This window comes from Candidatus Nealsonbacteria bacterium DGGOD1a (assembly GCA_022530585.1).
Taxonomy (GTDB): Bacteria; Patescibacteriota; Minisyncoccia; order Minisyncoccales; family UBA5738; genus UBA5738.
Window position 1 is genome coordinate 204,998 of sequence record CP092821.1, and the last position, 22,926, is coordinate 227,923.

14 protein-coding genes are annotated in these 22,926 nt (G+C 48.5%); all 14 read left to right on the forward strand.

The window, feature by feature from the left end:
• The first annotated feature begins 14 nt into the window (after positions 1-14).
• The gene (locus L7H18_01070) at positions 15-485 is read left to right on the forward strand and encodes a type II secretion system GspH family protein (protein ID UMX48119.1); all 471 of its coding nucleotides are present in this window, start codon (positions 15-17) and stop codon (positions 483-485) included.
• A 203-nt stretch (positions 486-688) separates the two neighbouring features.
• On the forward strand, positions 689-850 hold the full coding sequence (locus L7H18_01075) for a hypothetical protein (GenBank protein UMX48120.1): 162 nt from the start codon (positions 689-691) through the stop codon (positions 848-850).
• Between the two features lie 25 nt (positions 851-875).
• Positions 876-1,307, forward strand: coding sequence for a hypothetical protein (locus L7H18_01080; protein UMX48121.1), 432 nt, complete (start codon positions 876-878; stop codon positions 1,305-1,307).
• A 136-nt stretch (positions 1,308-1,443) separates the two neighbouring features.
• Complete coding sequence (locus tag L7H18_01085) at positions 1,444-1,644, forward strand: NYN domain-containing protein (GenBank protein ID UMX48122.1); 201 nt, start codon at positions 1,444-1,446, stop codon at positions 1,642-1,644.
• A gap of 200 nt (positions 1,645-1,844) precedes the next feature.
• Positions 1,845-2,684 carry a prepilin peptidase gene (locus L7H18_01090; protein UMX48123.1) on the forward strand — a complete coding sequence of 280 codons (840 nt, stop codon included), beginning with the start codon at positions 1,845-1,847 and terminating at the stop codon, positions 2,682-2,684.
• A 116-nt stretch (positions 2,685-2,800) separates the two neighbouring features.
• Positions 2,801-3,382 (forward strand): prepilin-type N-terminal cleavage/methylation domain-containing protein, encoded by a 582-nt coding sequence (locus L7H18_01095; GenBank protein ID UMX48124.1) that lies wholly within the window; start codon positions 2,801-2,803, stop codon positions 3,380-3,382.
• Positions 3,372-3,932 (forward strand): prepilin-type N-terminal cleavage/methylation domain-containing protein, encoded by a 561-nt coding sequence (locus tag L7H18_01100; protein ID UMX48125.1) that lies wholly within the window; start codon positions 3,372-3,374, stop codon positions 3,930-3,932. Before L7H18_01095 ends, L7H18_01100 begins: the two co-directional genes overlap by 11 nt.
• Before the next feature lie 115 nt (positions 3,933-4,047).
• Positions 4,048-6,312, forward strand: a complete 2,265-nt coding sequence (locus tag L7H18_01105; protein UMX48126.1) for a peptidoglycan-binding protein — start codon at positions 4,048-4,050, stop codon at positions 6,310-6,312.
• 3 nt (positions 6,313-6,315) lie between these two features.
• Positions 6,316-8,808 carry a fibronectin type III domain-containing protein gene (locus L7H18_01110; protein ID UMX48127.1) on the forward strand — a complete coding sequence of 831 codons (2,493 nt, stop codon included), beginning with the start codon at positions 6,316-6,318 and terminating at the stop codon, positions 8,806-8,808.
• A gap of 69 nt (positions 8,809-8,877) precedes the next feature.
• Complete coding sequence (locus tag L7H18_01115; protein UMX48128.1) at positions 8,878-11,733, forward strand: hypothetical protein; 2,856 nt, start codon at positions 8,878-8,880, stop codon at positions 11,731-11,733.
• A gap of 256 nt (positions 11,734-11,989) precedes the next feature.
• Positions 11,990-13,066: an FtsW/RodA/SpoVE family cell cycle protein gene (locus L7H18_01120; protein ID UMX48129.1), complete on the forward strand. Its 1,077-nt coding sequence runs from the start codon at positions 11,990-11,992 to the stop codon at positions 13,064-13,066.
• Positions 13,067-13,150: 84 nt separating this feature from the next.
• Positions 13,151-15,421 (forward strand): tetratricopeptide repeat protein, encoded by a 2,271-nt coding sequence (locus L7H18_01125; protein UMX48130.1) that lies wholly within the window; start codon positions 13,151-13,153, stop codon positions 15,419-15,421.
• 551 nt (positions 15,422-15,972) lie between these two features.
• Entirely contained in the window at positions 15,973-19,167 is a 3,195-nt protein-coding gene (locus tag L7H18_01130) for a DNA-directed RNA polymerase subunit beta (GenBank protein ID UMX48131.1), read from the forward strand.
• On the forward strand, positions 19,158-22,922 hold the full coding sequence (gene rpoC, locus L7H18_01135; protein UMX48132.1) for a DNA-directed RNA polymerase subunit beta': 3,765 nt from the start codon (positions 19,158-19,160) through the stop codon (positions 22,920-22,922). Before L7H18_01130 ends, rpoC begins: the two co-directional genes overlap by 10 nt.
• The last annotated feature ends 4 nt before the right edge of the window (positions 22,923-22,926 follow it).

Sequence of the window (22,926 nt, forward strand, 5' to 3'; positions counted from 1 at the left end):
AATTATAAAGAATTATGACAAATCGCAAAGAGGGTTTCACCCTTATTGAATTGCTGGTGGTTATCGCCATTATCGGCATTTTGGCCGGCATGGTGTTGGTGTCGATGGGCGGCGCGCGGCAAAAAGCCCGGGACGCCAAAAGAATGTCGGATATGCGCCAATTGCTTTCGGCGCAGGAGATGTATTACGGCGAAAAGGACGCGTATTATCCGGTATTGACGGACAATAGCGTGGCTACGGGAACGATTGCCAACGGCACTACGGTTTATATGACTGTTCCGGTGGATCCGGGATCTCCTGCCAGTGCTTGCACTGCCGGTACCACTGCCAATGTTTACTGCGCGATGGCAAACACCGGCGACCTGCAGAAGTTTTGCTATTTCGCGCGTTTGGAGGGCGAGGCGAAATATTACACCGCGTCCCAAGGCGGCAATGTCAAGAAGACCACAAAACCGACTTTGGCCACTTGCAATACGGCGGACTAGCCAAGGAATCGAACACAGAGAATCGGCGAGTTTCGCCGATTTTTCGTTACGCGGCCGTTGTGATAAAATAAATTCGTCGAATGATTTTTCCAAGATGTCTTGAATTATGAAACGCTTTGCATTCGGGGTCTATCCCTTGCGTAATCGCAAGGGTTAGACCCCTCTAAAGCATTTGCATTTAATGATTTCGCAATTCAAAGAATATGGATATTTTATTTTGGTATGTTTTTGTTTCGATATTCGCCGTCGGTATGATTGTCGGCAGTTTTTTGAATTGCTTGATCTGGCGATTGCATAATAATGAAAGCGCGCGGGGAGGGTTGACTTTGCAATTACTGTTTGCGCAATTAAAATACAGACAGTAACACTATTTGTATTTGAATGATACGGATGGAAAATAAAAAAATTGCATCATACGCTTTTATTGACGCTTCCAATCTGTTCTATGGCGGGGAGAAAAGTTTGGGTTGGAAAATAGATTACGAAAATCTTTTTGAATATTTAACGGAAAAATATTCAGTAAGAAAAGTTTTTTATTTTGGCGGCGCGGAAATCCATAAATTCAATTTTGACTATTTAAAAAATGATACCGTGCCGATTGCCGAATTGAAAAAATATCTTAAAAATGAAATCAAAACCGGCGGCAGTAAGTTAAATGAAGCGGATATGATATTATTAAGCCGGCATTTGCAGAGAGTTAAGTTCTATTCCAAGCTTGAGTCTTTTGGATATGAATTGCGGCTTAAACCCGTAAAATTATATTATCACGATAGTAGTACGGTTAAAAAAGCGAATTGCGATGTTGATATGGCCTTTTATTGAGTGCAATACCTCGGGGCTTTGCCCCGGGGTGCACCAAGAGGATTCCAAAGGGGTGCCCCCTTTGGTCGTCGTGCGGGGTTCATACCCCGCTCGACGAAATACATTTGGAAAATATATTTTTGATTTGATGAAGGAAATGAACAATTTTGATAAAGCGATCATTCTTTCCGGCGATGGCGATTTTTTACCGGTTTTGAAATATTTGAAAGCGTGCGGCAAGGGAATAACCATATTATCCCGCGGCCCGAGAACCGCGCGCGAAATTCGGCAATTTGCCGGTTCTGATTTCAGGGATTTTACCAGGCTGGAAAGAATATTGAAGTTTGACGGGAAATAAACTACCGCGCGTCGTCAGGGTATTCTTGCGGAAAAGTTTGTTTCCCCGCCATTCATCCCCGGGGCAAAGCCCCGAGGTATTCTGGCGGGTAAATAACAAAAAGCGGACATGCGAAATATCCGCTTCACGTTTAGTAAGCATATACTATCATTCGACAAGACATTGTCAATAGCGAGCGTAGCAAGCATTGTATAAACATTATGGATTTTATTTTTTGGTATGTTTTTGTTTCGATATTCGCCGTCGGTATGATTGTCGGCAGTTTTTTGAATTGCTTGATCTGGCGATCCTATAATAACGAAAGCGCGCTGGCCGGCCGGTCGTATTGCCCGAATTGCCGCCATAAACTGGCGTGGTTTGATTTGGTTCCTTTGTTCAGTTTTTTATTTTTGCGCGCCAAATGCCGTTATTGCGAAAAACCGATATCGTGGCAATATCCTTTGGTTGAGTTGGCAACCGGAATTCTTTTCGTCGCCGCGGCGCGGGCGTTCGCCTCCGGGATTTTTAACGGTTATCTGCCGGTGATTTCCGCGCTTGAGCTGTTGGCGTATTGGGCGATTTTGTCTTCGCTGGTTGTGGTGTTTGTCGCGGATTTGCGCTGGTATTTTATTCCCGACGGCGCGATCGCCGCGGGGATTTTTGGCGCCGCGGTTTTAACGATCGCGCGATTTTTTGAAAGCGATTTTATTTTTCACCGATTCGATTGGAACATAATTTTCAATCCGCTGTTGTCGGGGCTGTTCGCCGCGCTGTTTTTTCTGGCGATATTTTTGTTTTCGCGCGGAAAGTGGATCGGCTTTGGCGATGTCAAATACGCGCTTTTGATGGGATTGGCGCTTGGTTTTCCCGAGACTTTGCTGGCGCTGTTCCTTGCGAATTTTTTTGGTGCTATAATAGGTTTAGGATTGATCGCGGTTCGGCGCAAGAAGATGTCGTCGGAGATTCCTTTCGGGCCGTTTCTGGTTGGCGGAACGCTGGTCGCGCTGTTCTTTTCCGGTTCGATACTGAATTGGTATTTGTCGATAGGGATGCATAATTAAAAATTTAAAAATCAAAATGAAAAACGACAAATTAAAATATTAAAATGTCGAATTTCAATTTTGTCATTTTCCATTTTGATTTTTACATTTTGCATTAAGCTTCATAAATAGGCGCGATGGAAATATTACACATAAAGCAATTTGCCGGGGCAATTCGCTCAAAACGAGGGTTCACCTTAATTGAGCTGATTACGGTAACCGCGATCATTTTGGTTATCAGCGCCATCTCCATTCCCAATTACCGCCAGGGCGGCCGCCAAACGGCGCTGGATATGCAGGCCAATCGGTTCGCGCAGGATTTGCGGCGGATTCAGGAATGGTCGCTGGCGGCGCATCAGGTGGGCGGCCAGGCAAAACGCGGCTACGGAATATCTTTATCCCAAGGAAACGGCCCGTACATAATTTATCTTGACGACGGCAATAATGGCGGGTCGATTCTTCCCGGCAACGGGAAATATGACGCTTCTTTCGATACCGTTCAGGAAACTATCGCTCTTGACGGCAAAATTGAAATCGCGGCGTGCGTACCGGCGTGCGCGGCGACTCCGGCCAGCGTCGAATATATGCCGTCCAATTCGGCGACATGGATAAACGGGATTGAAAGCCAGCCGACCCAGCAGATTAATTTTCGCGTAAAGAATACTTCAATGATTCGTTCGGTGATTGCGAATAAAGCAGGATTGATCTATGTCCAATAATTGTCCGAGAAAAACAAATAACCGATGTTTCGGGTTCACGCTTATCGAGGTGATGACGGCGCTGACCATAATTATGGTGGGCATTGTGGGTGTTTACGGGCTGGTCAATCAAACTCTTTCCGCGTCAAAAGCCGCGTCAATGCAATTAACCGCGGCTTATCTGGGAAAGGAGGGGGTCGAGATCGTCAGAAACATTCGCGACGGCAATTATTTAAAATCGCTTAATGGCGAGCCGGGTTATGACCAAGATCGCGGTTGGATGAGCGGACTGGCATCTTCCGGGAGTCCGGACAATGTTAATTGCAGTACTGGTTGCGGCGCGGATTATTCGATGCAATTGCTCAATCGGGATTATGACGCCGTGCCGCTCAAATTTGACGGCAATTTCTATAATTATTCAACGGGCGGCGACACTCCCTATAAAAGAATTATCACCGTGAATCATAGTGGCGGCGATTTTTTGGAAGTTATTGTCCGCGTTGACTGGATTGAACATGGCCGAAATCATTCGATGACGGTTCGGGAAAATCTTTACGATTGGTGGGATTAGCAAGACGCCGCGCCCGTTTCGGCGGTTGTGGCAATTTTAAAATTTATTTATAATAAAAACAGCGCGGTTTGATTTGTCCGTCCGGCCGCGGGATATTTTAATTTTAATTTAAAAAATGAATAAAAAAACATTGTTGAATTCTGTTTTGGCGATTTCTTTGGCGGCGTTGCTCTTTGGAACGAATGTCGTTTCGGTCAATGCTTCGGCCACGAAAGCCAATTTGGAAATTTGCGCTTCCGCCGGCGAATGTATTTCAGGCAATTGCAATAGTTTGATTTGCTGTCCTTCGGGCACTTGCGGATGGGGCGATGGAGTTAATTTTGTCCGCGAATGCGTTGCCAGCGGCCAAATTCGAGAAAATTCCTGGGCGAGTTTGATTTGCCGTTCCGGGATATGGAAAGTGCGGTTGAATGGCTGGGGTTGCAATAATTCGGCTTGGGGCGGTTGCGATGAGGGATGGTGCCAAACTTTCGGCGATGCCGGTTTTTGCCGAAGTTGCGCTTTTGACTCTGGCTTGGCTCAAGGTTGTGCCAACGGTGAAGCATGTCCTTCGGGAACTTTATGCAATAATACGGTTTGCTGCCCTTCGGGTACTTGCGGTTATGGAGACGGCCTTGTTTTTGGTCGCCAATGCGTGGCTAGCGGCGAAATAAGAGAAAATCTTTGGGGCCGGCAGATATGCCGCAACGGGGTTTGGAAGACCTTGGTGGGCGGCTGGGGTTGTGATGTTTTTGGGGAGTGCGAATCCGGAAGTTGCCAGGAGATTGGCGGTTACCATTATTGCATATCTTCCTTGCCGTTTTCTTCTGCGTACACTTCAACCGCTTACAATACGGGAATGTATTGCCAGGGGACTTGCCGTACTTGCGCGTCAGAGGGCAATGTTTGCGGCAATATGAGCGATAATTGCGGCAGTACAATTAATTGCGGCACATGCACCGGTGGCCAGAGTTGTTACAATAACCGTTGCGTTTTTTGTTTGCCGGGAACTGTTTCCGGGTGCAAAGTATGTAAATCCGATGGTAGTGCTTGGCAGGATGACGATGCCAAATGTTTAACCAACCAAATCTGTTCTTTGGGGGTTTGTATGGCCCGTAGTAGTTCCGATAGTCTCTACATTGTTTCAATTGCCATTGCCAACGGCGGCGCCGCCGGATACATCGATATCGGCGATACCATCAAAATTACTTTCAGCAAAGCCATCGATCCGGCTTCAATCAACAGCGGCCTTTCATCGGGAAGTTATGTTTCCGGCGTCTCTTCTTCCCAGATCGGCGGCGTGAGCGTTTCTTCGACGGGCATAGTGAATATTAACGGCATCGCCCTTTTTGATACGGGAACGGTGGACGATTCCGGCACTTTCACTTCCAAACTGGCGCTTGATTCCGCGGGGAAAGTTTTGACCGTAACACTGACGAGCGGCAATGCCATTAGAGTCGTCAGCGAGAATTATAGCGGTACCGTTCAGTTCGGAAATACGGTGAAAGATACCAACGGCAACGCAATGGCAAGCGATGCGGCCATCGATGATCCGATCGGAGGTTCCGCCGGCACGCTTTCCATTTCTTCCATTGCCATTACCAACGGCGGCGATAAAAATTACATTGATATTGGCGATACTGTCAGAATCGCTTTTAGCGAGGCCATCGACCCGGCTTCAATCAGCGGCGGCCTTAATGAAGGCGATTATGTTTCCGGCGTTTCTTCTTCCCAGACCGGCGGCGTGAGCGTCTCTTCGACAGGCATCGTGACCATCAAAAATATCGCTGTTTTCGACGCTGGTTCGGTGGATGATTCCGGCACTTTCACTTCCAAGCTGGCTTTGAGTTCCACCGGCAAAATTTTAACCATTACGCTGACCGGCGGTGGCAATATCAGGATTGCCAATGAGAGTTTCGGCAGTGCCAGCCAGATTGGCGGTACGGTGGAAAATGTCGATGGCAACGCGATGGAAGAAAAAACTTCCATCGGCAAGCCCGCGGGCGGGTTTGGGGAAGAAGGCAGTATCGGTGCCAGCGGCGACCTTTCCGTGCTTTATGCCCAGATTGAAGCCTTGAAAGCTGAAATTACGGCTTTGCAAAAACAGTTGGCGGCGATGGGGACAACGGGAACCGGTTCTTATTCTTGCGCCGGAATCACCAAATACCTTTATTACGGGATAACCGATCCGGAAGTTTCTTGTTTGCAAAATTTTTTGAAATCGCAAGGTTACGCGGTGTTGGCAACCGGTACCTACGATTTAGCCACTAAAGCCGCCGTCAAGCAGTTTCAGGAAAAATATGCTCGCGAGATACTTGCTCCTTACGGATTAACCTCGGGTTCGGGCAATGTGGGCAATGATACCCGCGGCAAGATTAATCAGCTTATGGCGGTAAAATAATAAATGGCGCCAGTTCGAAAATTATTTGATTTTGAAAATTTCAATAAAAAAACAGCGGGGGCGGTTTTGGCCGTTGCCGCGGTTTTTTGTTTCGCGTTTTTCGCCGCCGCGCGGGCCGAAGAAGATTGCGTTCCCAATTTCGTCCATAGCCGCTATGAGTGCGGCGACGCGGAAAAAGACGGTTGTAAAGGAACTTTGAAGGATATTTGGTGCGATACGGCTTGCGGCTCCGGTTGTACGGTTCATTCGCAAACCGCGTGCCAAGGATGGCAAAAATGCGACGCGGGCAAAGGGTCTTGCGCTTGCGCCGGATCGTGTTTGGCAAAAAAAGAATATCAAGCAAAAAACGACCGATATTACGATAAACCGTTTTGCGATCATGGCAAACCGCCGGATGCGTGTGGCAATAATGGCCCCGACGACCGCACTATGCCGCTGAAATTCGATTGGGAAAACAACGCTCTTTTTGGCGGCGCGGGCAATATTCAATCCTATACGATAGAAATTGACAACGACAATTACCAGCTTCAGCAGGAAGGCGAATTCAAGAAAGTTTTGCCTTATGACCATTTTGTTTCGACGATCGACGGCGGAACCTGTTTTTTTAATTCTTCTTCGGAGATAACTTGGCGGGTTAAGCCGTGCTGCAAGGCCGATGGAACGGAATGCGGCAGTTATAAAGACTTCAAATTTTCCACGACCTCGGCACCGGAATTGATTGCTCCTTATGACGCGGATTGGGTATATGGCAAATGCACTTCATGGATATATAATCCCACGCCTCCGCCGCAGTTATGCCAAAATGTGCTGCAATCCGAACCGGGCGATTGGGTTCTGCGGTGCCAGCCGTTTTGCGTTTCGAACAGTTATTCTTTCAAGGGGATGCAATTAAGGTGGTGTGCGGCCAAATTACCGGCCGAATACCAGACATCGGATAAAGTGGCATATGCCAAATCGTACAAGCTGATGGTTTTATCCGATGAAAAAGAGAAAAATGCTCTGAAATGCCATCCGCTTTTGAGTTCAACCGGCAAATGCAAAGCTGAAGATGTTATTGTCGACCCGCAATTGCCGGATAATTCGGTTGTTAAGTATCCGGAGCAGAGCCGCCAGCATTTCGCGCTTTTCACGCGCGATCGGCTTTATGACTGGTCGGTGCAAACTTGTTTTGACGATATTGCCTATAAATGCGGCGGCGGCAGTCAATCATGGAAATTTACAACCAAGATCGAATTGATCGGAGTTCCGGGAGCGGTTTCGCCCAAAAACGATCCGAACGGAATTGAACCGGTGGGCTTGCCGCTGGCGATAACATGGACTATTCCGGACGGCGCGAATTCATTCGTTTATCAGGCTTCTTTTTTACCGGGCAGCAAAAAAGTCGACTGGCCGACGGTTCCGAATGAAAAAATGAATGCCAATGAAAAAAAATTATTCGATGCGGATAATTTAAAGCCCGACACGGAATACAAGTGGCGAGTTAAAGCTTGCGCTTATTTCAATTCTTCCGATTGCGACAGCTGGTCCGAATGGTTTGTTTTCCGTACCACGGGCCGGCCGCCCAAGCCCGAAACGATGAAAGTCGAAGGCAATGTCCCGGCGATTTTTTCCTGGGAAGCGGTACCCGGCGCGAAATCCTACAATTTCAGCCTTTTCAAATCCAGCGGCGAAACCAAAACCGCGCTTTTAAACGATATTGAATTTTTGAAAAACCCGAAATACACTCTTGGGTATCCCGACATTGGCCAGGCGCAAAGTTATTCGTGGAAAGTCCAGACCTGCGCTCATTCCGATGGCACGGTTTGCGGCGCGTGGAGCGGCGAAAAACCGTTCACCGCTTCCGAGCTGCAGGGGGCGGCCGATTTGAAGCCCGGGGCCGGTTCCACGGTCTGGGCCGATCAAGTATCGCAAAATATATCCTGGGGAGAAGTTAAGGGCGCAGTTGCCTACCATTATGTTTTGGAATTTGTTTCATCGGCGGAAAAGCAAGAATGTGTTCAGGAAAAGATCGACAAAATAATTTCGCGGACATCGGATGTCGCGGAATTAAAATGCCTGGGCGGTTACCGTTTGGCGGTGCGGCCTTGCGCCGATGCCGGATGCGAAAGCTCCGGTCCGGAAAGCGAAACAGATTTTATTTTGTCCCAGCATATTCCGGAAAACAAATCCGCGTTCGCGCTTTGCGGCGTCGGTTATGATGATCCGCAAACCGCTTGGAACGATCGGGAAGCTTGTCAGCCCAAGCATTTGCTGCTGCTGGCAAAAGTTTTTATTGATTTTCTGCTTTTTAAATTATCGGTGTTTCTTTTGCCGATTCTGGCATTGATCACGGGCTTGATTTTCTATTCGCCGCTGGGCGGTCAGGATATCATGGGAAAAATCAAAATGATGTGGAAAGCGATCGGCATCGGTTACGCGCTTATGATTTTTGCCTGGATTATCGTCGGAATTTTAATGCAAATCGCCGGTTTTTCCGGGAGTTGGTGGAGGTTGTAGTGTAGTTCTGTTATGATATCTTTTTAATTCTAAAAATAGGTTTCGGTTTATAAACTTGTATGAACATATATGATTAGACTTGGAAAAAATATAGGATTTGCCATTTTGATTTCCGTGCTTGCAATCGGCGGTTGTTGGCACTTTTTCAACTTTCAAAATGATTCCTTGGTTGAGGCTGACAGCTTGCAGGGTTGCGCCAGCGGTGAAGCCTGCCCTTCAGGTACGGCTTGCAACAATACGGTCTGTTGCCCGTCCGGTTATTGCGGTTGGGGCGATAATGTTTATTTTGTCCGCGAATGCGTTGCCAGCGGCCAAATTCGAGAAAATTCCTGGGCGAGTTTGATTTGCCGTTCCGGGATATGGAAAGTGCGGTTGAATGGCTGGGGTTGCAATAATTCGGCTTGGGGCGGTTGCGATGAGGGATGGTGCCAAACTTTCGGCGATGCCGGTTTTTGCCGAAGTTGCGCTTTTGACTCTGGCTTGGCTCAAGGTTGTGCCAACGGTGAAGCATGTCCTTCGGGAACTTTATGCAATAATACGGTTTGCTGCCCTTCGGGTACTTGCGGTTATGGAGACGGCCTTGTTTTTGGTCGCCAATGCGTGGCTAGCGGCGAAATAAGAGAAAATCTTTGGGGCCGGCAGATATGCCGCAACGGGGTTTGGAAGACCTTGGTGGGCGGCTGGGGTTGTGATCTTTTTGGGGAGTGCGAATCCGGAAGTTGCCAAAAGATTGGCGGTTACCATTATTGCATATCTTCCTTGCCGTTTTCTTCCGCGTACACTTCAACCGCTTACAATACGGGAATGTATTGCCAGGGGACTTGCCGTACTTGCGCGTCAGAGGGCAATGTTTGCGGCAATATGAGCGATAATTGCGGCGGTACGATTTATTGCGGCGATTGTTCTTCCGGCCAAACTTGCGCTTCCGGCCAATGCGTTTCTAGTTGTGTCAATGATTGTTCTTCCAGCGGCGCCAAGCAATGCGGCGGCAACGGTGTCCAAACCTGCGGCAATTACGATGCCGACAGCTGTTTGGAATGGAGTGCGGCGGTTGCCTGTTCTTCGGGACAAATCTGTGCGTCCGGCCAATGCGTTTCTAGTTGTGTCAATGATTGTTCTTCCAGCGGCGCCAAGCAATGCGGCGGCAACGGTGTCCAAACCTGCGGCAATTACGATGCCGACAGCTGTTTGGAATGGAGCGCGGCGGTTGCCTGTTCTTCGGGACAAATCTGTGCGTCCGGCGTTTGCGTTGCCAGTAGCGACGATTGTACCGCCGAGTATTCCAAAAAATGTTATAACGGCAATGTTTATTGGTATGATTCTTGCGGAGTTCGCGGCGATGTTTACCAGAATTGCGGTAATAGCGGGTCGACCTCAAATTATCAATGCGGCGGTAATTGGCTTCAGCAGGAAACCGTTGTTAGAGATTGCGCCGCCGGCGCGTGCACTCAAGATTCATCATGGAATAATGTTCAGGATTGCGCTTTGAGCGGCAAGATATGTAAAAATGGCGTTTGTATTGCCGCCTGTGTCAATGATTGTTCTTCTAGCGGCGCCAAGCAATGCGGCGGCAACGGTGTCCAAACCTGCGGCAATTACGATGCCGACAGCTGTTTGGAATGGAGCGCGGCGGTTGCCTGTTCTTCGGGACAAATCTGTGCGTCCGGCGTTTGCGGCGTTAAAGACGCGCTTGCGCCTGTAATTTCAGGTTTGGCGCCTTCGGGGAAAGCATACAATTCCAGCGTGGTTTTGGTTGCGACCACCAACGAGGCCGCGGATTGCCGTTATAGCTGGTATGATAGAAGTTTTGACCAGATGACTTTACCGTTCAAAACTTCAAACAAGCTTTATCATTCGGCGCCGGTATCTTTGAGTTCTTACGGCAAGTACACTTATTATGTGCGTTGCAAAGACGCTTTCGGCAATGCCAATCAGATACCAAGCAAAATATCGTTTGATTATGTTTCGGCAACCGGTGCCGCCACTATTGCCGCGCCAAATATTCAAGCGTCTTCAACTGTTTCATCCACCGCGGGTCTCGCGGATAAAACTCCGGCGGCGATTTCCGGTCTGGCGCCATCGGGCGCCATCACCAATGCCACGACCGTTATTTCTTGCGTTACCGGCGAAAAAGCGACTTGCAGGTACGATATTGCCGATACGGATTACGATTCGATGGAAAATACGATGGATACCGCCGCCGGCGTTCATCAGAGCAAAACAATAACATTGTCCAGTCCCGGAAATTACAATTACTATGTCCGTTGCAAAGACGCGGCGGGCAACAAGAACGCCGATTCGGTTAAAATCAATTTTGATTACGCGCCAGCTTCAAAAGTTCCGCCGGTAGTTTCCGAATTGCAACCTGCCAGCCCGGTTTATCAGAAAAGCGTAATGCTGACGGCGGTTACCGATAAGGCGGCTCAATGCCGCTGGTCAACCCGGGATCAGGATTTTGACGCGATGCCGGGACAATTTTCGGCAACCGATGGCCAAAACCAGCAAGCGATAGTGGATTTAAACGATTACGGCCGATACGATTATTATGTGCGGTGCAAAGATGACGCGGGCGGCAAGGCCGCGGTTTCTTCGGTGATTAGTTTTGAATATAAAAATCCGGAGCTGGAAGCCGCGGTTTTAAATGAAGTCGCCATTCCCGCTCAACAAGAACCTGTCGCTTGCGGAAAACCGGTTGCCGGCGCCAGCGACGGCGCTTGCAGCGCCGCGGTTGATTGTGTTTGCGATCCGGACTGCTCGGCCGGCGGCGGCGATGATCCTGATTGCGCCGCCGCGGCTGATAATTCAAGCGCCGCCGGCAATTTGTTGATTATCGCTATTCCGGTTGTCCTGATCGTTGTTGTCGTCGCGTTGATCGCGGCGGTGAAAAAAAGACGCGGCGGGGAAGACGGCGGCGAAGAAAACTAAAAAAAGATCCGTGTTTTTCAGGCGTTTGTTTTTGCCATACCCTCTTGCGAATGAGAGTTTGAGGTTTATTCTTTTTATACCCCGTCGGCTTGCCGCGGGGGACAAAAAGAATGAGGATTCCAAAGGAAGCATCTTTTGGTTGATGGCGGGGTTAATACCCCGACATCAATGCATTTTTTATTTTTGGCGCTTGTTGGTTTAATATGGAGGGTATATGAATTTTATAATTGCCCATTTTAAGCGGTTTGATTGGATTATGGCTTTCGCGGCTGTTTTTTTGGCGTCGATCGGCCTGTTGTCGCTTTATAGCAGTTCGCTTCATTCCGGAGATTTTACCAATTTCAATAAACAGCTGGTCTTTTTGGGGATCGGATTCGTTCTGATGCTGGCAATGAGTTTTTTTGACTGGCGGATTTTTCGCGAAAATTCGGCGATTATTTTGGCGCTTTATTTTTTGTCGGTGGCGGCGCTGGCCGGGCTGTTTTTTTTCGGCTCGGACAACCGCGGCGTGCGGACTTGGTACGACCTTGGGTTGGTCACGCTTGATCCGATCGAGTTGTTGAAACCCGTACTTTTGATTTTGCTGGCGAAATATTTTTCCAGCCGCCATGTGGCGATGTACCAGATCCGCCATACTTTGCTTACCGGAGCGTACATAGCTTTGCCCGCGGCGTTGATATTTTTTCAGCCGAATCTTGGGCCGTGTTTGGTGATTCTCGGCCTTTGGGTCGGGATGCTGGCGATTTCAGGAATAAAGTTGCGCCATTTTTTATTGTTATTTTTGGTTTTTTTGGTCACTTTCGTCCTTGGTTGGATGTTTTTGATGAAAGATTATCAGAAAGCGCGGCTGATGAGTTTCTTTGTTCCGTACGATCCGTTGGGGGTGTCGTGGAGCCAGAACCAGACCAAAATCGCGGTGGGAACCGGCGGGTTGCTGGGCAAGGGTATCGGCGGAGGATCGCAAACCCAGTATGGTTTTCTGTCTGAACCGCAAACGGATTTTATTTTTGCCGCGATCAGCGAAGAATTCGGCATTGTCGGGATAACCGTGCTGTTGTTGCTGCTGTTGGCGTTGATATGGCGCGTTACGCGCGCGGCGGCGCGGGCGCGGGATAATTTTTTTCGGCTTTTCGCGGCCGGTTTTGCGACTTTGTTGCTGGTTGAGGCGGCAATTCATATTGGCGTGAATATCGGATTTTTACCGATTATCGGCCTGCCTTTGCCGCTGGTCAGCTATGGCGGTTCCAATCTCGTTGCCACTTTCGCGGCGCTGGGGATTGTTCAAGGAATAGTTTCTTGCTCCAAAACCGACATTGAAACGGAGAATCGATAAGCAACGGGTTTTCCACAGGCCGTCGGGTTGTGTTTGTCGCCGACAAAGAATATAATATCAATATCAGTGTTTTAAAAATACAATATGTTAAAAATTATTCCCAAAATCGTTGTTTATCTGGCTTTGTTTTTGATACCGTTGTTCACGCTGCCGTTCACGGGAGACGCGCTTGATTTTCAGAAACAGTTTTTGCTGTTCACTCTTACCGGCGCGGGAATTTTCTTTTGGATATGGAATGTTCTAAGCGAAAAGAAGCTGGATATCAATCTTAATCCTTTGCATTTTTTCGCGGCCGGTTCCGTGGTCGTGATCTTGATTTCGAGCATCTTTTCCTTATATAGTTACGGGAGTTTGTGGGGCGCGCCTTTGCCGGTGGCGGAAAGTTTTGTCACGGCGTTGAGTTTTATATTTTTATATTTTTTGATCGTCAACAATTTTAAAAAGATCGAAACATATAATTTAATCGCGGTTGCGACGATTTCGGCGACAATCGCGGCCATATACGGTATTTTGCAGGCGTGGGGGGTTTATTTGTTGCCGTTCTTGAGCTATACCAAAGAAGCCTCGTTCAATACGATCGGAACGGCCAACAGTCTGTCTCTTTACGCGGCGATAATCTTGGCGACGATTTTCCCGCTTTTGTTTGTCAAAAAAAATCCTTACCGGCGCTTAATGGCCGTTTGCACCGGATTTTTGTTTTTCGCGCTGGTGTTTTTCAACGGCGTTATCACTTACTTTTTCCCGGTAAAAGCCGGGAGCGGCGGCTATGAGCTTTCGTTGGCGCCGTGGATCGTGCTGGCGGTCAGCGGGTTGGCGACATTTGTTTTTTCCGTCAGCGATCAAAAATTTTTGACCAAAAATTCGCGCGCCAAGAGCGCTTCTTTCGCGGTGCTGTTTGTGGCGCTTTTGTTTCTTGTTTTCAATATTTTCGCCAAAGATATGGTTTTTGGAGTCCATGGATCGTCGATGAAGGCGATAAAAGCGCAAACGGCCGTGGAACTGGCGTTGGATTCGCGCGCCTCGACGGATATCGCGATCAATGTGTTAAAACAGTCTTCGCAGGTATTTTTTCTGGGGTCCGGTCCCGGAACTTTCATTTATGATTATGTAAAATTCAAACCCCAGGATTTAAACCAGGATAATTTCGCTTGGAATATAACTTTCTTTGCCGGGTCTTCCGAGATGATCAATCGGCTCGCGACCACCGGATTGCTGGGCATAGTCGCTTTGCTGTTGATCGTGGTGTTCTGGACCATAGAAGCATTCCGCACGCTGACCGGGGAAGACGATGACGAAGGATTGCCGCTGGCGGTTTTTGGCGGTTGGCTGGCGATTGTGGTGGCAATGTTTTTCTATCCGTTCAATTTCAGCTTGGCAATGCTTTTTTGGGTGTTTATGGCAATGATTATTGTGATGGACGAAGAAAAGATGGTGTCGTTGCCGTTAAAATCGGTGCGGATGAATTACGCGATAACTCTGACATTTGTCGCGATATTGGTGTTGGAGCTCGGATTGTTGGTTTGGACTTCAAGGCGCTATTACGCCGAAGCGGAATATCTGTCGGCGGTCAAAGCTTTGCAAAGCAACAACCTTGCCGGCGCCATCAAGAGTCTCGAATCGGCGGCCAATTCCACCGATCGCTTGCAGGACAATTATTTAACCGGATTATCGCAAATATATTTGGCGCAGGCGCGCGAAGAATTGAACAAGCAGGATGCCAAACCCGAGGACGCGATGAAAGCCGCTTCTCCCTATATCCAAACCGCGGTTAACGCGGCAATGTTAAGCACCGATACGGCCAATCCGAACAATTCGACTAATTGGGCGGCTCGGGGCTATATTTACCGCCAATTGGTCGGGATTAGCGACGGATTTGATATTTGGGCGATCAATATGTACCAAAAATCCATCAGTTTGGAACCGAACAATCCTTCGCTGTGGACCGAGCTCGGCCAGGTATACATATTGAAAAAAGATTTGGACAAAGCCAAAGACAGTTTTAACCGGGCTATAATCCTGCGTCCGCAATATATTGATCCTCATTACTACTTGGCGTTGATTCACGACCAGCAAAACAACAAAGAGGAGGCGATCAAAGAATTGGAAATCGTGGCTCAGCTTTTGCCCGCTACGGATCAAGCTTCGATCGATAATGTTTCCAAGGCCATTGAAAATTTGCGGCAAGGCAATTCGCTTGGCGGCCAGTCGGCCGATCAAACCGCGAACGGGTTTCAAGCGGAAACAATAGTCCCGCAGGACGGTTCGGATTCCGCTTCGACCACTAATCCTGGAGCCGCGGGCGAGTCTGAATTCGTTCCTTTTGCGCCTTCCGGCGATAATCCGGTACAGCCGTAACCCAATCGCTCGCAGGGGATAGGCCCTTGCCGGCGAATCGCGGATGCAAAATTAAAGGGGCCAATCTTCGCATTAACGAGGGATATTGAAATCAGATTTAGAAACCGCGCTAAAAGTGCGAAAATTAAGGAATCAAATGATTTCAATGATTCCCATCACCGGTGCGGGTTCATAGTGTGATGTGAATAGGCCCTTTAATTTTAGGTTTCGGCGAATGGCCACGCGACAAAATTGACAGATTTTGATTCATCTGCTAGAATTATAAGTTGTTGGAGCCCGATTGCGTCAGTTAATTAAATTTTCCGCCTTGATCGCAATTAATTCATAAATTTTGGACAAAAGCATACCCCGTAATTCAAGAGGGTATTTTTGCTTTTTTGTTGCGTCTTAGCCTCGTTTTTCTGTTTTTCAGTGGAATTTTAGTGAAAATTTAAAATTTAGAAATCAAAAATCAAAATGACAATGTAAAATTGAAAAATTATTCAATTCGATGATTCTCAATTTTAAAATGTAATTTTCAATTTTGATATTTTATTTTTTAATTTATTATTATGGCGGCGCTTAAAACAAAAAATTTCGGCAAAGCAAATGTATCGCTGCCTTTGCCGTATTTGCTCGTGCTTCAAAAAGAAAGCTGGGATATGTTCTGGGGAAACGATTTAAAAGAGCTTTTTACCGAGATTTCGCCCATTCGCGATTACACCGGCAAAGAGCTTGAGCTTTGGATCGAGGATTTTAAACTCGACGAAACCAAATATAAAAACGATCTTGAAGCGCGGATGAACAATGATTCCTATGAAGCGTCGATCCGGGTTAAGGTCAGGCTGGTTAATTTAAAAACCAAGGAATCCAAGACGCAGGAAATTTTTCTGTGCGATTTTCCGTTAATGACCGAAAGGGGAACCTTTATCGTCAATGGCGTGGAGCGCGTTTGCATTTCCCAGTTGATCCGTTCGGCGGGCGTGTTTTTTTCGGCGCAAAACATCGGCGGAAAAAACTTTTTTGGCACTAAAATTATTCCCAATCGCGGTTCCTGGCTGGAGTTGGAAACCGCCCATACCGGCTTTATCGGCGTGAAAATCGACCGCAAGCGCCGCGTTCCGGCGACGACTTTGTTGCGAGCCTTCGGCATTGACAACGACAACGCGATCAAAGAGCTTTTCGCCGATGTTAACAAAGGCGAGGTTGATTTTATCGAGGAAACCATTAAAAAAGATCCGACCCACAACCAGGCCGAGGCCTTGGTGGAAATATACCAGCGTTTGCGGCCCGGAGATCTGGCCACCGCCGACACGGCCAAGGAATTGATTTGGAATATGTTCTTTAATTTTGAACGGTATGACCTTTCCAAAGTGGGGCGCTGGAAGATGTGGAAGCGTCTGCCGCAACTCAAAGCCAAAGACAAAACCGGCGATAAAGTTGAAATGAAAGACCGGGTTTTAACCGTGGACGATATCGTCGCGGTGATCAAAGAAATTATTCGTTTGAACAACGATCCTTTGGCAAAACCCGACGAAATCGATCATTTGGGCAATCGCCGCGTGCGGACTTTGAATGAGCTTTTGGTTAACCGCCTGCGGTTGGGTTTTATGAGAATGGAGCGCATCATCAAAGACCGGATGTCGACTTTGGAAGTTGTCGATTTGTCGCCGATGCAGTTGATCAACCCCCGGCCGGTGATGGCGGTGATCAAGGAATTTTTTTCCAGTTCGCAATTATCGCAGTTTATGGACAACGAAAATCCGCTGTCGGAACTTGAACACAAACGCCGTCTGGCGGCAACCGGCCCGGGCGGTTTGACCCGCGAACGCGCGGGATTTGAAGTGCGCGATGTCCAGCCTTCGCATTACGGCCGCATTTGTCCGATCCAAACTCCGGAAGGCCCCAATGTGGGCTTGGTGGGCTATTTGGCGTCTTACACCAAGATCAATAATTTCGGTTTTCTGGAAACGCCGTATTATAAAGTTACCAAAGGCAGAGTGACCGATGAACTGGTATATATGACCGCGGACGAAGAAGAAAAATACAATATCGCCACCGCGATCGCGCCTTTGGACGAAAAGAACAATATCATTCCCAAAAAACTGGAAGCCAGAATGAAGGGCGAACCGGAAATTTGCGCCAAGGAAGATATTGATTATATTGATGTTTCGCCGCAGCAAATTCTTTCGGTGGGTACTTCGCTGATTCCGTTTTTACAGAACGACGATGCCAACCGCGCGTTGATGGGTTCTAATATGCAGCGGCAATCGACGCCGCTGGTTAAGCCCGATCCGCCGCTGGTGATGACTGGCAGCGAGGAAAGGATTGCCCATGATTCGGGCCATATTTTGTTGGCCGAGGGCGCGGGCGTGGTCACCGAAGTTGACGGCAGCCATATCACCGTCAAATACGATGACAAGGAACTGGGCGAAAAAACTTATTATTTGAGAACATTTTTGAGAACCAATCAATATACTTGTTTCCATCAGAGCGCGATTGCCAAAAAAGGCAAAAAAGTGAAAAAGGGCGAAGCGATGTGCGATGGCGGTTCGATTGTCAACGGCCATCTGGCTTTGGGCCACAATATTCTGGTGGCGTTCACTTCATGGCGCGGCGGAAATTTTGAAGACGCGATTTTGCTTTCGGAGAAATTGGTCGCCAACGACAAATTCACCACGATCCATATGGAGAATTTCGCCTGCGATGTGCGCGAAACCAAACTGGGTCCGGAAATGACCACCTATGATATCCCCAATGTCTCCGAGGAAAAACTTAAAGATTTGGACGAAGAAGGAGTGGTTCGTATCGGCGCCGAAGTCAAGCCCAATGATATTTTGGTGGGCAAGATTTCGCCCAAGGGCGAACAGGAGCTGACCGCCGAAGAGCGTTTGTTGCGCTCGATTTTCGGCGAGAAAGCCAAAGATGTAAAAGACACTTCGTTGATGATGGAACATGGCAAGCGCGGCCGCGTGGTGGGAGTTAAGGTGTTTTCGCGCGAACAGGGCCACAAGCTTGAGCCGGGCGTGATCAAAAGGATCGAAATTGAAATCGCGGAATTGAGAAAAGTGCGCGCGGGCGACAAGCTTGCCGGACGCCACGGGAACAAAGGCGTTATTTCGCGCGTTTTGCCGATAGAAGAAATGCCCTATTTGGAAGACGGCACGCCTGTGGATATGGTGTTAAATCCGATGGCGGTGGCGTCCCGTATGAATTTGGGACAGATTTTGGAAACGCATTTGGGTTACGCGGCGCATGAATTGGGTTATCACGCGGTTACGCCGTCGCTTTCCGGCGCCAAGGAATCCGATATCAAAGTGGAATTAAAAAAGGCCGGATTGTCCGAAGACGGCAAGGAAAAACTTTTTGACGGCCGGACCGGTTTGCAGTTTCCGGGAAAAATTACCGTTGGTTACATTTATATGATGAAACTTATCCACATGGTCGAGGATAAGATACATACCCGCAGTATTGGACCGTATTCGCTGATCACGCAGCAGCCTCTGGGAGGCAAAGCGCAGTTTGGCGGCCAGCGGTTCGGTGAGATGGAAGTGTGGGCTCTTGAAGGTTACGGCGCGGCATTTACCTTGCAGGAAATGCTGACGATCAAATCCGACGATATCGCTGGACGCGCGGCTACTTACGAGACCATTCTTCGGGGAGAAGAAATTAAACATCCAAACATACCGGCAGCGTTTAATCTTATGGTCAGCGAACTCAAATCGCTGGGGTTGAGCGTCGAGGTAAAAGAAAAACAATGCGAGTAGAAGACTTACAATCGATCCGAATTAAGCTGGCATCGCCCGAGGAGGTAATTTCCTGGTCGCATGGCGAGATTACCAAACCCGAAACCATCAATTACCGCACTCAGCGGCCGGAAAAGGATGGCTTGTTTTGCGAGAAGATTTTTGGTCCCGAGCGCGATTATGAGTGTTATTGCGGCAAATACAAACGAGTGCGCTATAAGGGCATAGTTTGCGATCGTTGCGGCGTTGAAGTTACCAAAAGCAGCGTTCGCCGCGACCGGATGGGCCATATCAAACTGGCTTGCCCGGTTTCGCATATCTGGTTTTTGAGGGGCGTGCCGTCGCGCATCGGACAGGTTTTGGATCTGCCCATGTTGCAGTTGGAAAAGGTGATCTATTTCGCGTCGTATGTGATTATCACCGTTGACGAAGAGGAAAAGAAAAGTATCGCCGCGCAGATTGAAGCGGAATTTAACGAAAAAACAAAAACCCAGAAAAAAATACTCGGTTTGGAAAATTCGCAAAACACGGCAAAAGACGATAAAGCCGCGCAAAAAGAACTTCAGGGGGCGCTGGAAGAATTGCGCGACGCCCGCGACCGGGCCAAATCCGAATTGAACAGCATTCAGTTTATGCGCGTGATTTCGGAAGCGGAATACCGCAATTTGTCGTTGAAATACGGCCAATGTTTTTCGGCCGGTACCGGCGCGGAAACCATTCGCAAACTTTGCGAGAAAGTCGATATCGACAAGACCATCGAGGTTTTGAAAAAGAAACTGGAAGAATCTTCGCCCGAAGAAAAACGCAAGATATATATCAGGTTGAAACTTTTGCAGGGGATACAGCAAGCCGGAATCCGTCCGGAATGGATGCTGATCACCGCGTTGCCGGTTTTACCCGCGGATTTGCGCCCGATCGTCCAACTGGATGGCGGCCGCTATGCCAGCTCGGATTTGAACGATCTTTACCGCCGCGTGATCAATCGCAACAACCGTTTGAAATATCTGCAGGAGATCGGCGCGCCCGAAGTGATCGTGCGCAACGAAAAAAGAATGTTGCAGGAAGCCGTGGATTCGCTGATCGATAACGGGATGAGAAAAGGCACCACGACGCAGGCAACCACCGGCGGCCGCAGGCTTTTGAAATCCTTGGCCGATATGCTGAAAGGCAAACAGGGCCGGTTCCGCCAGAATCTTTTGGGCAAGCGCGTGGATTATTCGGGCCGTTCGGTTATCGTGGTCGGGCCGCATTTGCGTTTGAACCAGGTGGGCATTCCCAAGAAAATGGCGCTGGAATTGTTTAAGCCTTTTGTCATCCGCCGCATTTTGGAAAAAGAAATGGCGTTTAATGTGCGCGGCGCGTCGCGTTTGATCGAGGCCGAGACCGACGAAATCTGGGCGATTTTGGAAGAAGTGGTAAAAAATAAATTGGTGTTGATCAACCGCGCGCCGACTTTGCATCGTTTGAGCATTCAGGCGTTCAATCCGGTTTTGATCGAGGGCGAAGCTTTGCAAATCCATCCGATGGTCTGCAAGGCGTTTAACGCTGATTTTGACGGCGATCAAATGGCGGTTCATCTGCCGTTGTCGGAGATGGCCCAAAAAGAAGCGCGCGAAAGGATGCTTTCGAGTTTGAATTTGCTCAAGCCCGCCAAAGGTACGCCCGTAGTCACGGTTTATCAGGATATGGTGCTGGGTTGTTATTGGCTGACCACCCAAGTGCCCGGCGCCAAAGGCGAAGGCAAAGTCTTTGCCACGCCCGGAGAAGCGATTTTATACTATGAATTTGGCGAAGTTGATTTGCGCGCCAAGATCAAAGTGCGCGACATCAAGCCGTCGGCGCCCGGGTTTATCGAGACCACCGCGGGCCGCATTATCTTTAACCAGACTTTGCCCGATGATTTCCGTTATGTGAATCAAATGGTGAAAGTTAAGGATTTGGAGAGCATTGCCGAAGATATCATTCGCAAATACGACACCGCGACCACCGAGGATACTTTGGATTTGATAAAGGAACTCGGTTTTGAATACTCAACCGTGTCCGGGATTTCATGGGGCATGGATGATTTGCATGTTCCGGTGGAAAAAGCCGGCATCGTCAAAGACGCGGAAAAGGAAGTGGAGAAAACCGAGGACTATTACGCCAAAGGCCTTCTTTCCCGCGATGAAAAGAAAAACAAGATCATCGATATCTGGTCAAAAGCCAAATCGACAATCGAGGCTTTGGTGCCGAAAACTTTGTCCAATACCAGCTCGGTATACCAAATGATCGACGCGGGCGCGCGCGGTTCATGGTCCCAGCCGGTACAAATGGCGGGTATGAAAGGTTTGGTGGTTGATCCTTCCGGCGATATTATCGAACTGCCGGTGAAGAATTCCTACAAAGAAGGTTTGGATGTGTTGGAATACTTTAATTCCACTCATGGCGCGCGCAAAGGCACGGTGGATACGGCATTGCGCACTTCAACCGCCGGCTATCTGACGCGGCGCTTGGTTGATGTGGCGCATGAAGCGATAATCTCCGAAAATGATTGCGGCGATACCGAAGGTTTTGATGTGCTTTTCCGCGACTCCGAAGAGATCGGCCAAAATTTTCTTTATAAAGTTGTCGGCCATGTTTCGATGGAGAATATCAAATCTTCCAAGACCAAGGAGATGATTGTCAAGGAAGGCGAATTGATCGATTGGGAAACCGGCCGCAAATTGATTGACGAGAATATCGAGAAGATTAAAGTACGCTCGCCTTTGTCGTGCAAATCAATTCATGGTCTTTGCCAGAAATGCTACGGTTGGGATTTGGGCAACAACAAGATGGTGCGTATGGGCGAAGCGGTTGGCATTATCGCGGCCCAGTCCATTGGCGAACCGGGAACTCAATTGACAATGAGAACATTTCATACCGGCGGCGTGGCTTCGGGCGCGGATATTACTTCGGGTCTTCCGCGCGTGGAAGAAATTTTTGAAGCGCGCATTCCCGGCGGCAAGGCCGAAATTTGTCCGGCGGACGGCACAGTTCTCGAGATAATCTCCGAAAAAGGACAAAATAAAATTATCAAGATCAAGATAAAATCCAAAGACGCGGCCAAGGATGCGAAAGAAACCAAAGCTTCCCGCGAAGCCAAGGCGGCTGAAGCGCAGAAGGCGGCCAAAGAAGGCCAGCTGCCCAAAGGTTACCAGATTATTGATTTTTCGGCGCCTTCAAATGTCAATGTTTTGGTGAAAGCGGGCGACGAAATCAAGAAAGGCCAGCCGCTTTGGGAAGGCAGTTTGGATTTAAAAGAATTATACAAATTTGTCGGCAAAGATGTGGCCCAAAGATACATTCTCAAGGAAGTCCAGCGCATTTACAGTTCGCAGGGCGCGACCATCCACGACAAACACATAGCGGTGATTATCCGCCAAATGTTCTCGCGGGTGAAGATCAAAGACCCGGGCGACAGTTTGTTCACTCCCAAGGAAGTGATCGAAATCAAACAGGTGCTTGAGGCCAATGAAATACTTGCCAAACAAGGCAAAAAATTGGTGGAATTCGTGCCGGTGCTTTTGGGTGTTTCCAAGGTGGCGTTAACGACCGGTTCATGGTTGTCATCGGCATCGTTCCAAGAAACTTCGCGCGTGTTGATCAAGGCCAGCCTTGAACGGTTGGAGGACAAACTCGACGGTTTGAAAGAAAATGTGATCATCGGCAAGCTTATTCCGGCGGGCACGGGTTTTCATTATCAAATCAACAAAGACGCGGCCCAAGCCGCGGCGCGGGAAGAAGCGGGCAAAGAGTAATTGT

What these genes read in the sequence shown, in the direction of transcription:
- L7H18_01070 (UMX48119.1), top strand. Translation starts at nt 15, where the DNA reads ATGACAAATCGCAAAGAGGGTTTCACCCTTATTGAATTGCTGGTGGTT.
- L7H18_01075 (UMX48120.1), top strand. Translation starts at nt 689, where the DNA reads ATGGATATTTTATTTTGGTATGTTTTTGTTTCGATATTCGCCGTCGGT.
- L7H18_01080 (UMX48121.1), top strand. Translation starts at nt 876, where the DNA reads ATGGAAAATAAAAAAATTGCATCATACGCTTTTATTGACGCTTCCAAT.
- L7H18_01085 (UMX48122.1), top strand. Translation starts at nt 1,444, where the DNA reads ATGAACAATTTTGATAAAGCGATCATTCTTTCCGGCGATGGCGATTTT.
- L7H18_01090 (UMX48123.1), top strand. Translation starts at nt 1,845, where the DNA reads ATGGATTTTATTTTTTGGTATGTTTTTGTTTCGATATTCGCCGTCGGT.
- L7H18_01095 (UMX48124.1), top strand. Translation starts at nt 2,801, where the DNA reads ATGGAAATATTACACATAAAGCAATTTGCCGGGGCAATTCGCTCAAAA.
- L7H18_01100 (UMX48125.1), top strand. Translation starts at nt 3,372, where the DNA reads ATGTCCAATAATTGTCCGAGAAAAACAAATAACCGATGTTTCGGGTTC.
- L7H18_01105 (UMX48126.1), top strand. Translation starts at nt 4,048, where the DNA reads ATGAATAAAAAAACATTGTTGAATTCTGTTTTGGCGATTTCTTTGGCG.
- L7H18_01110 (UMX48127.1), top strand. Translation starts at nt 6,316, where the DNA reads ATGGCGCCAGTTCGAAAATTATTTGATTTTGAAAATTTCAATAAAAAA.
- L7H18_01115 (UMX48128.1), top strand. Translation starts at nt 8,878, where the DNA reads ATGATTAGACTTGGAAAAAATATAGGATTTGCCATTTTGATTTCCGTG.
- L7H18_01120 (UMX48129.1), top strand. Translation starts at nt 11,990, where the DNA reads ATGGCTTTCGCGGCTGTTTTTTTGGCGTCGATCGGCCTGTTGTCGCTT.
- L7H18_01125 (UMX48130.1), top strand. Translation starts at nt 13,151, where the DNA reads ATGTTAAAAATTATTCCCAAAATCGTTGTTTATCTGGCTTTGTTTTTG.
- L7H18_01130 (UMX48131.1), top strand. Translation starts at nt 15,973, where the DNA reads ATGGCGGCGCTTAAAACAAAAAATTTCGGCAAAGCAAATGTATCGCTG.
- rpoC (UMX48132.1), top strand. Translation starts at nt 19,158, where the DNA reads ATGCGAGTAGAAGACTTACAATCGATCCGAATTAAGCTGGCATCGCCC.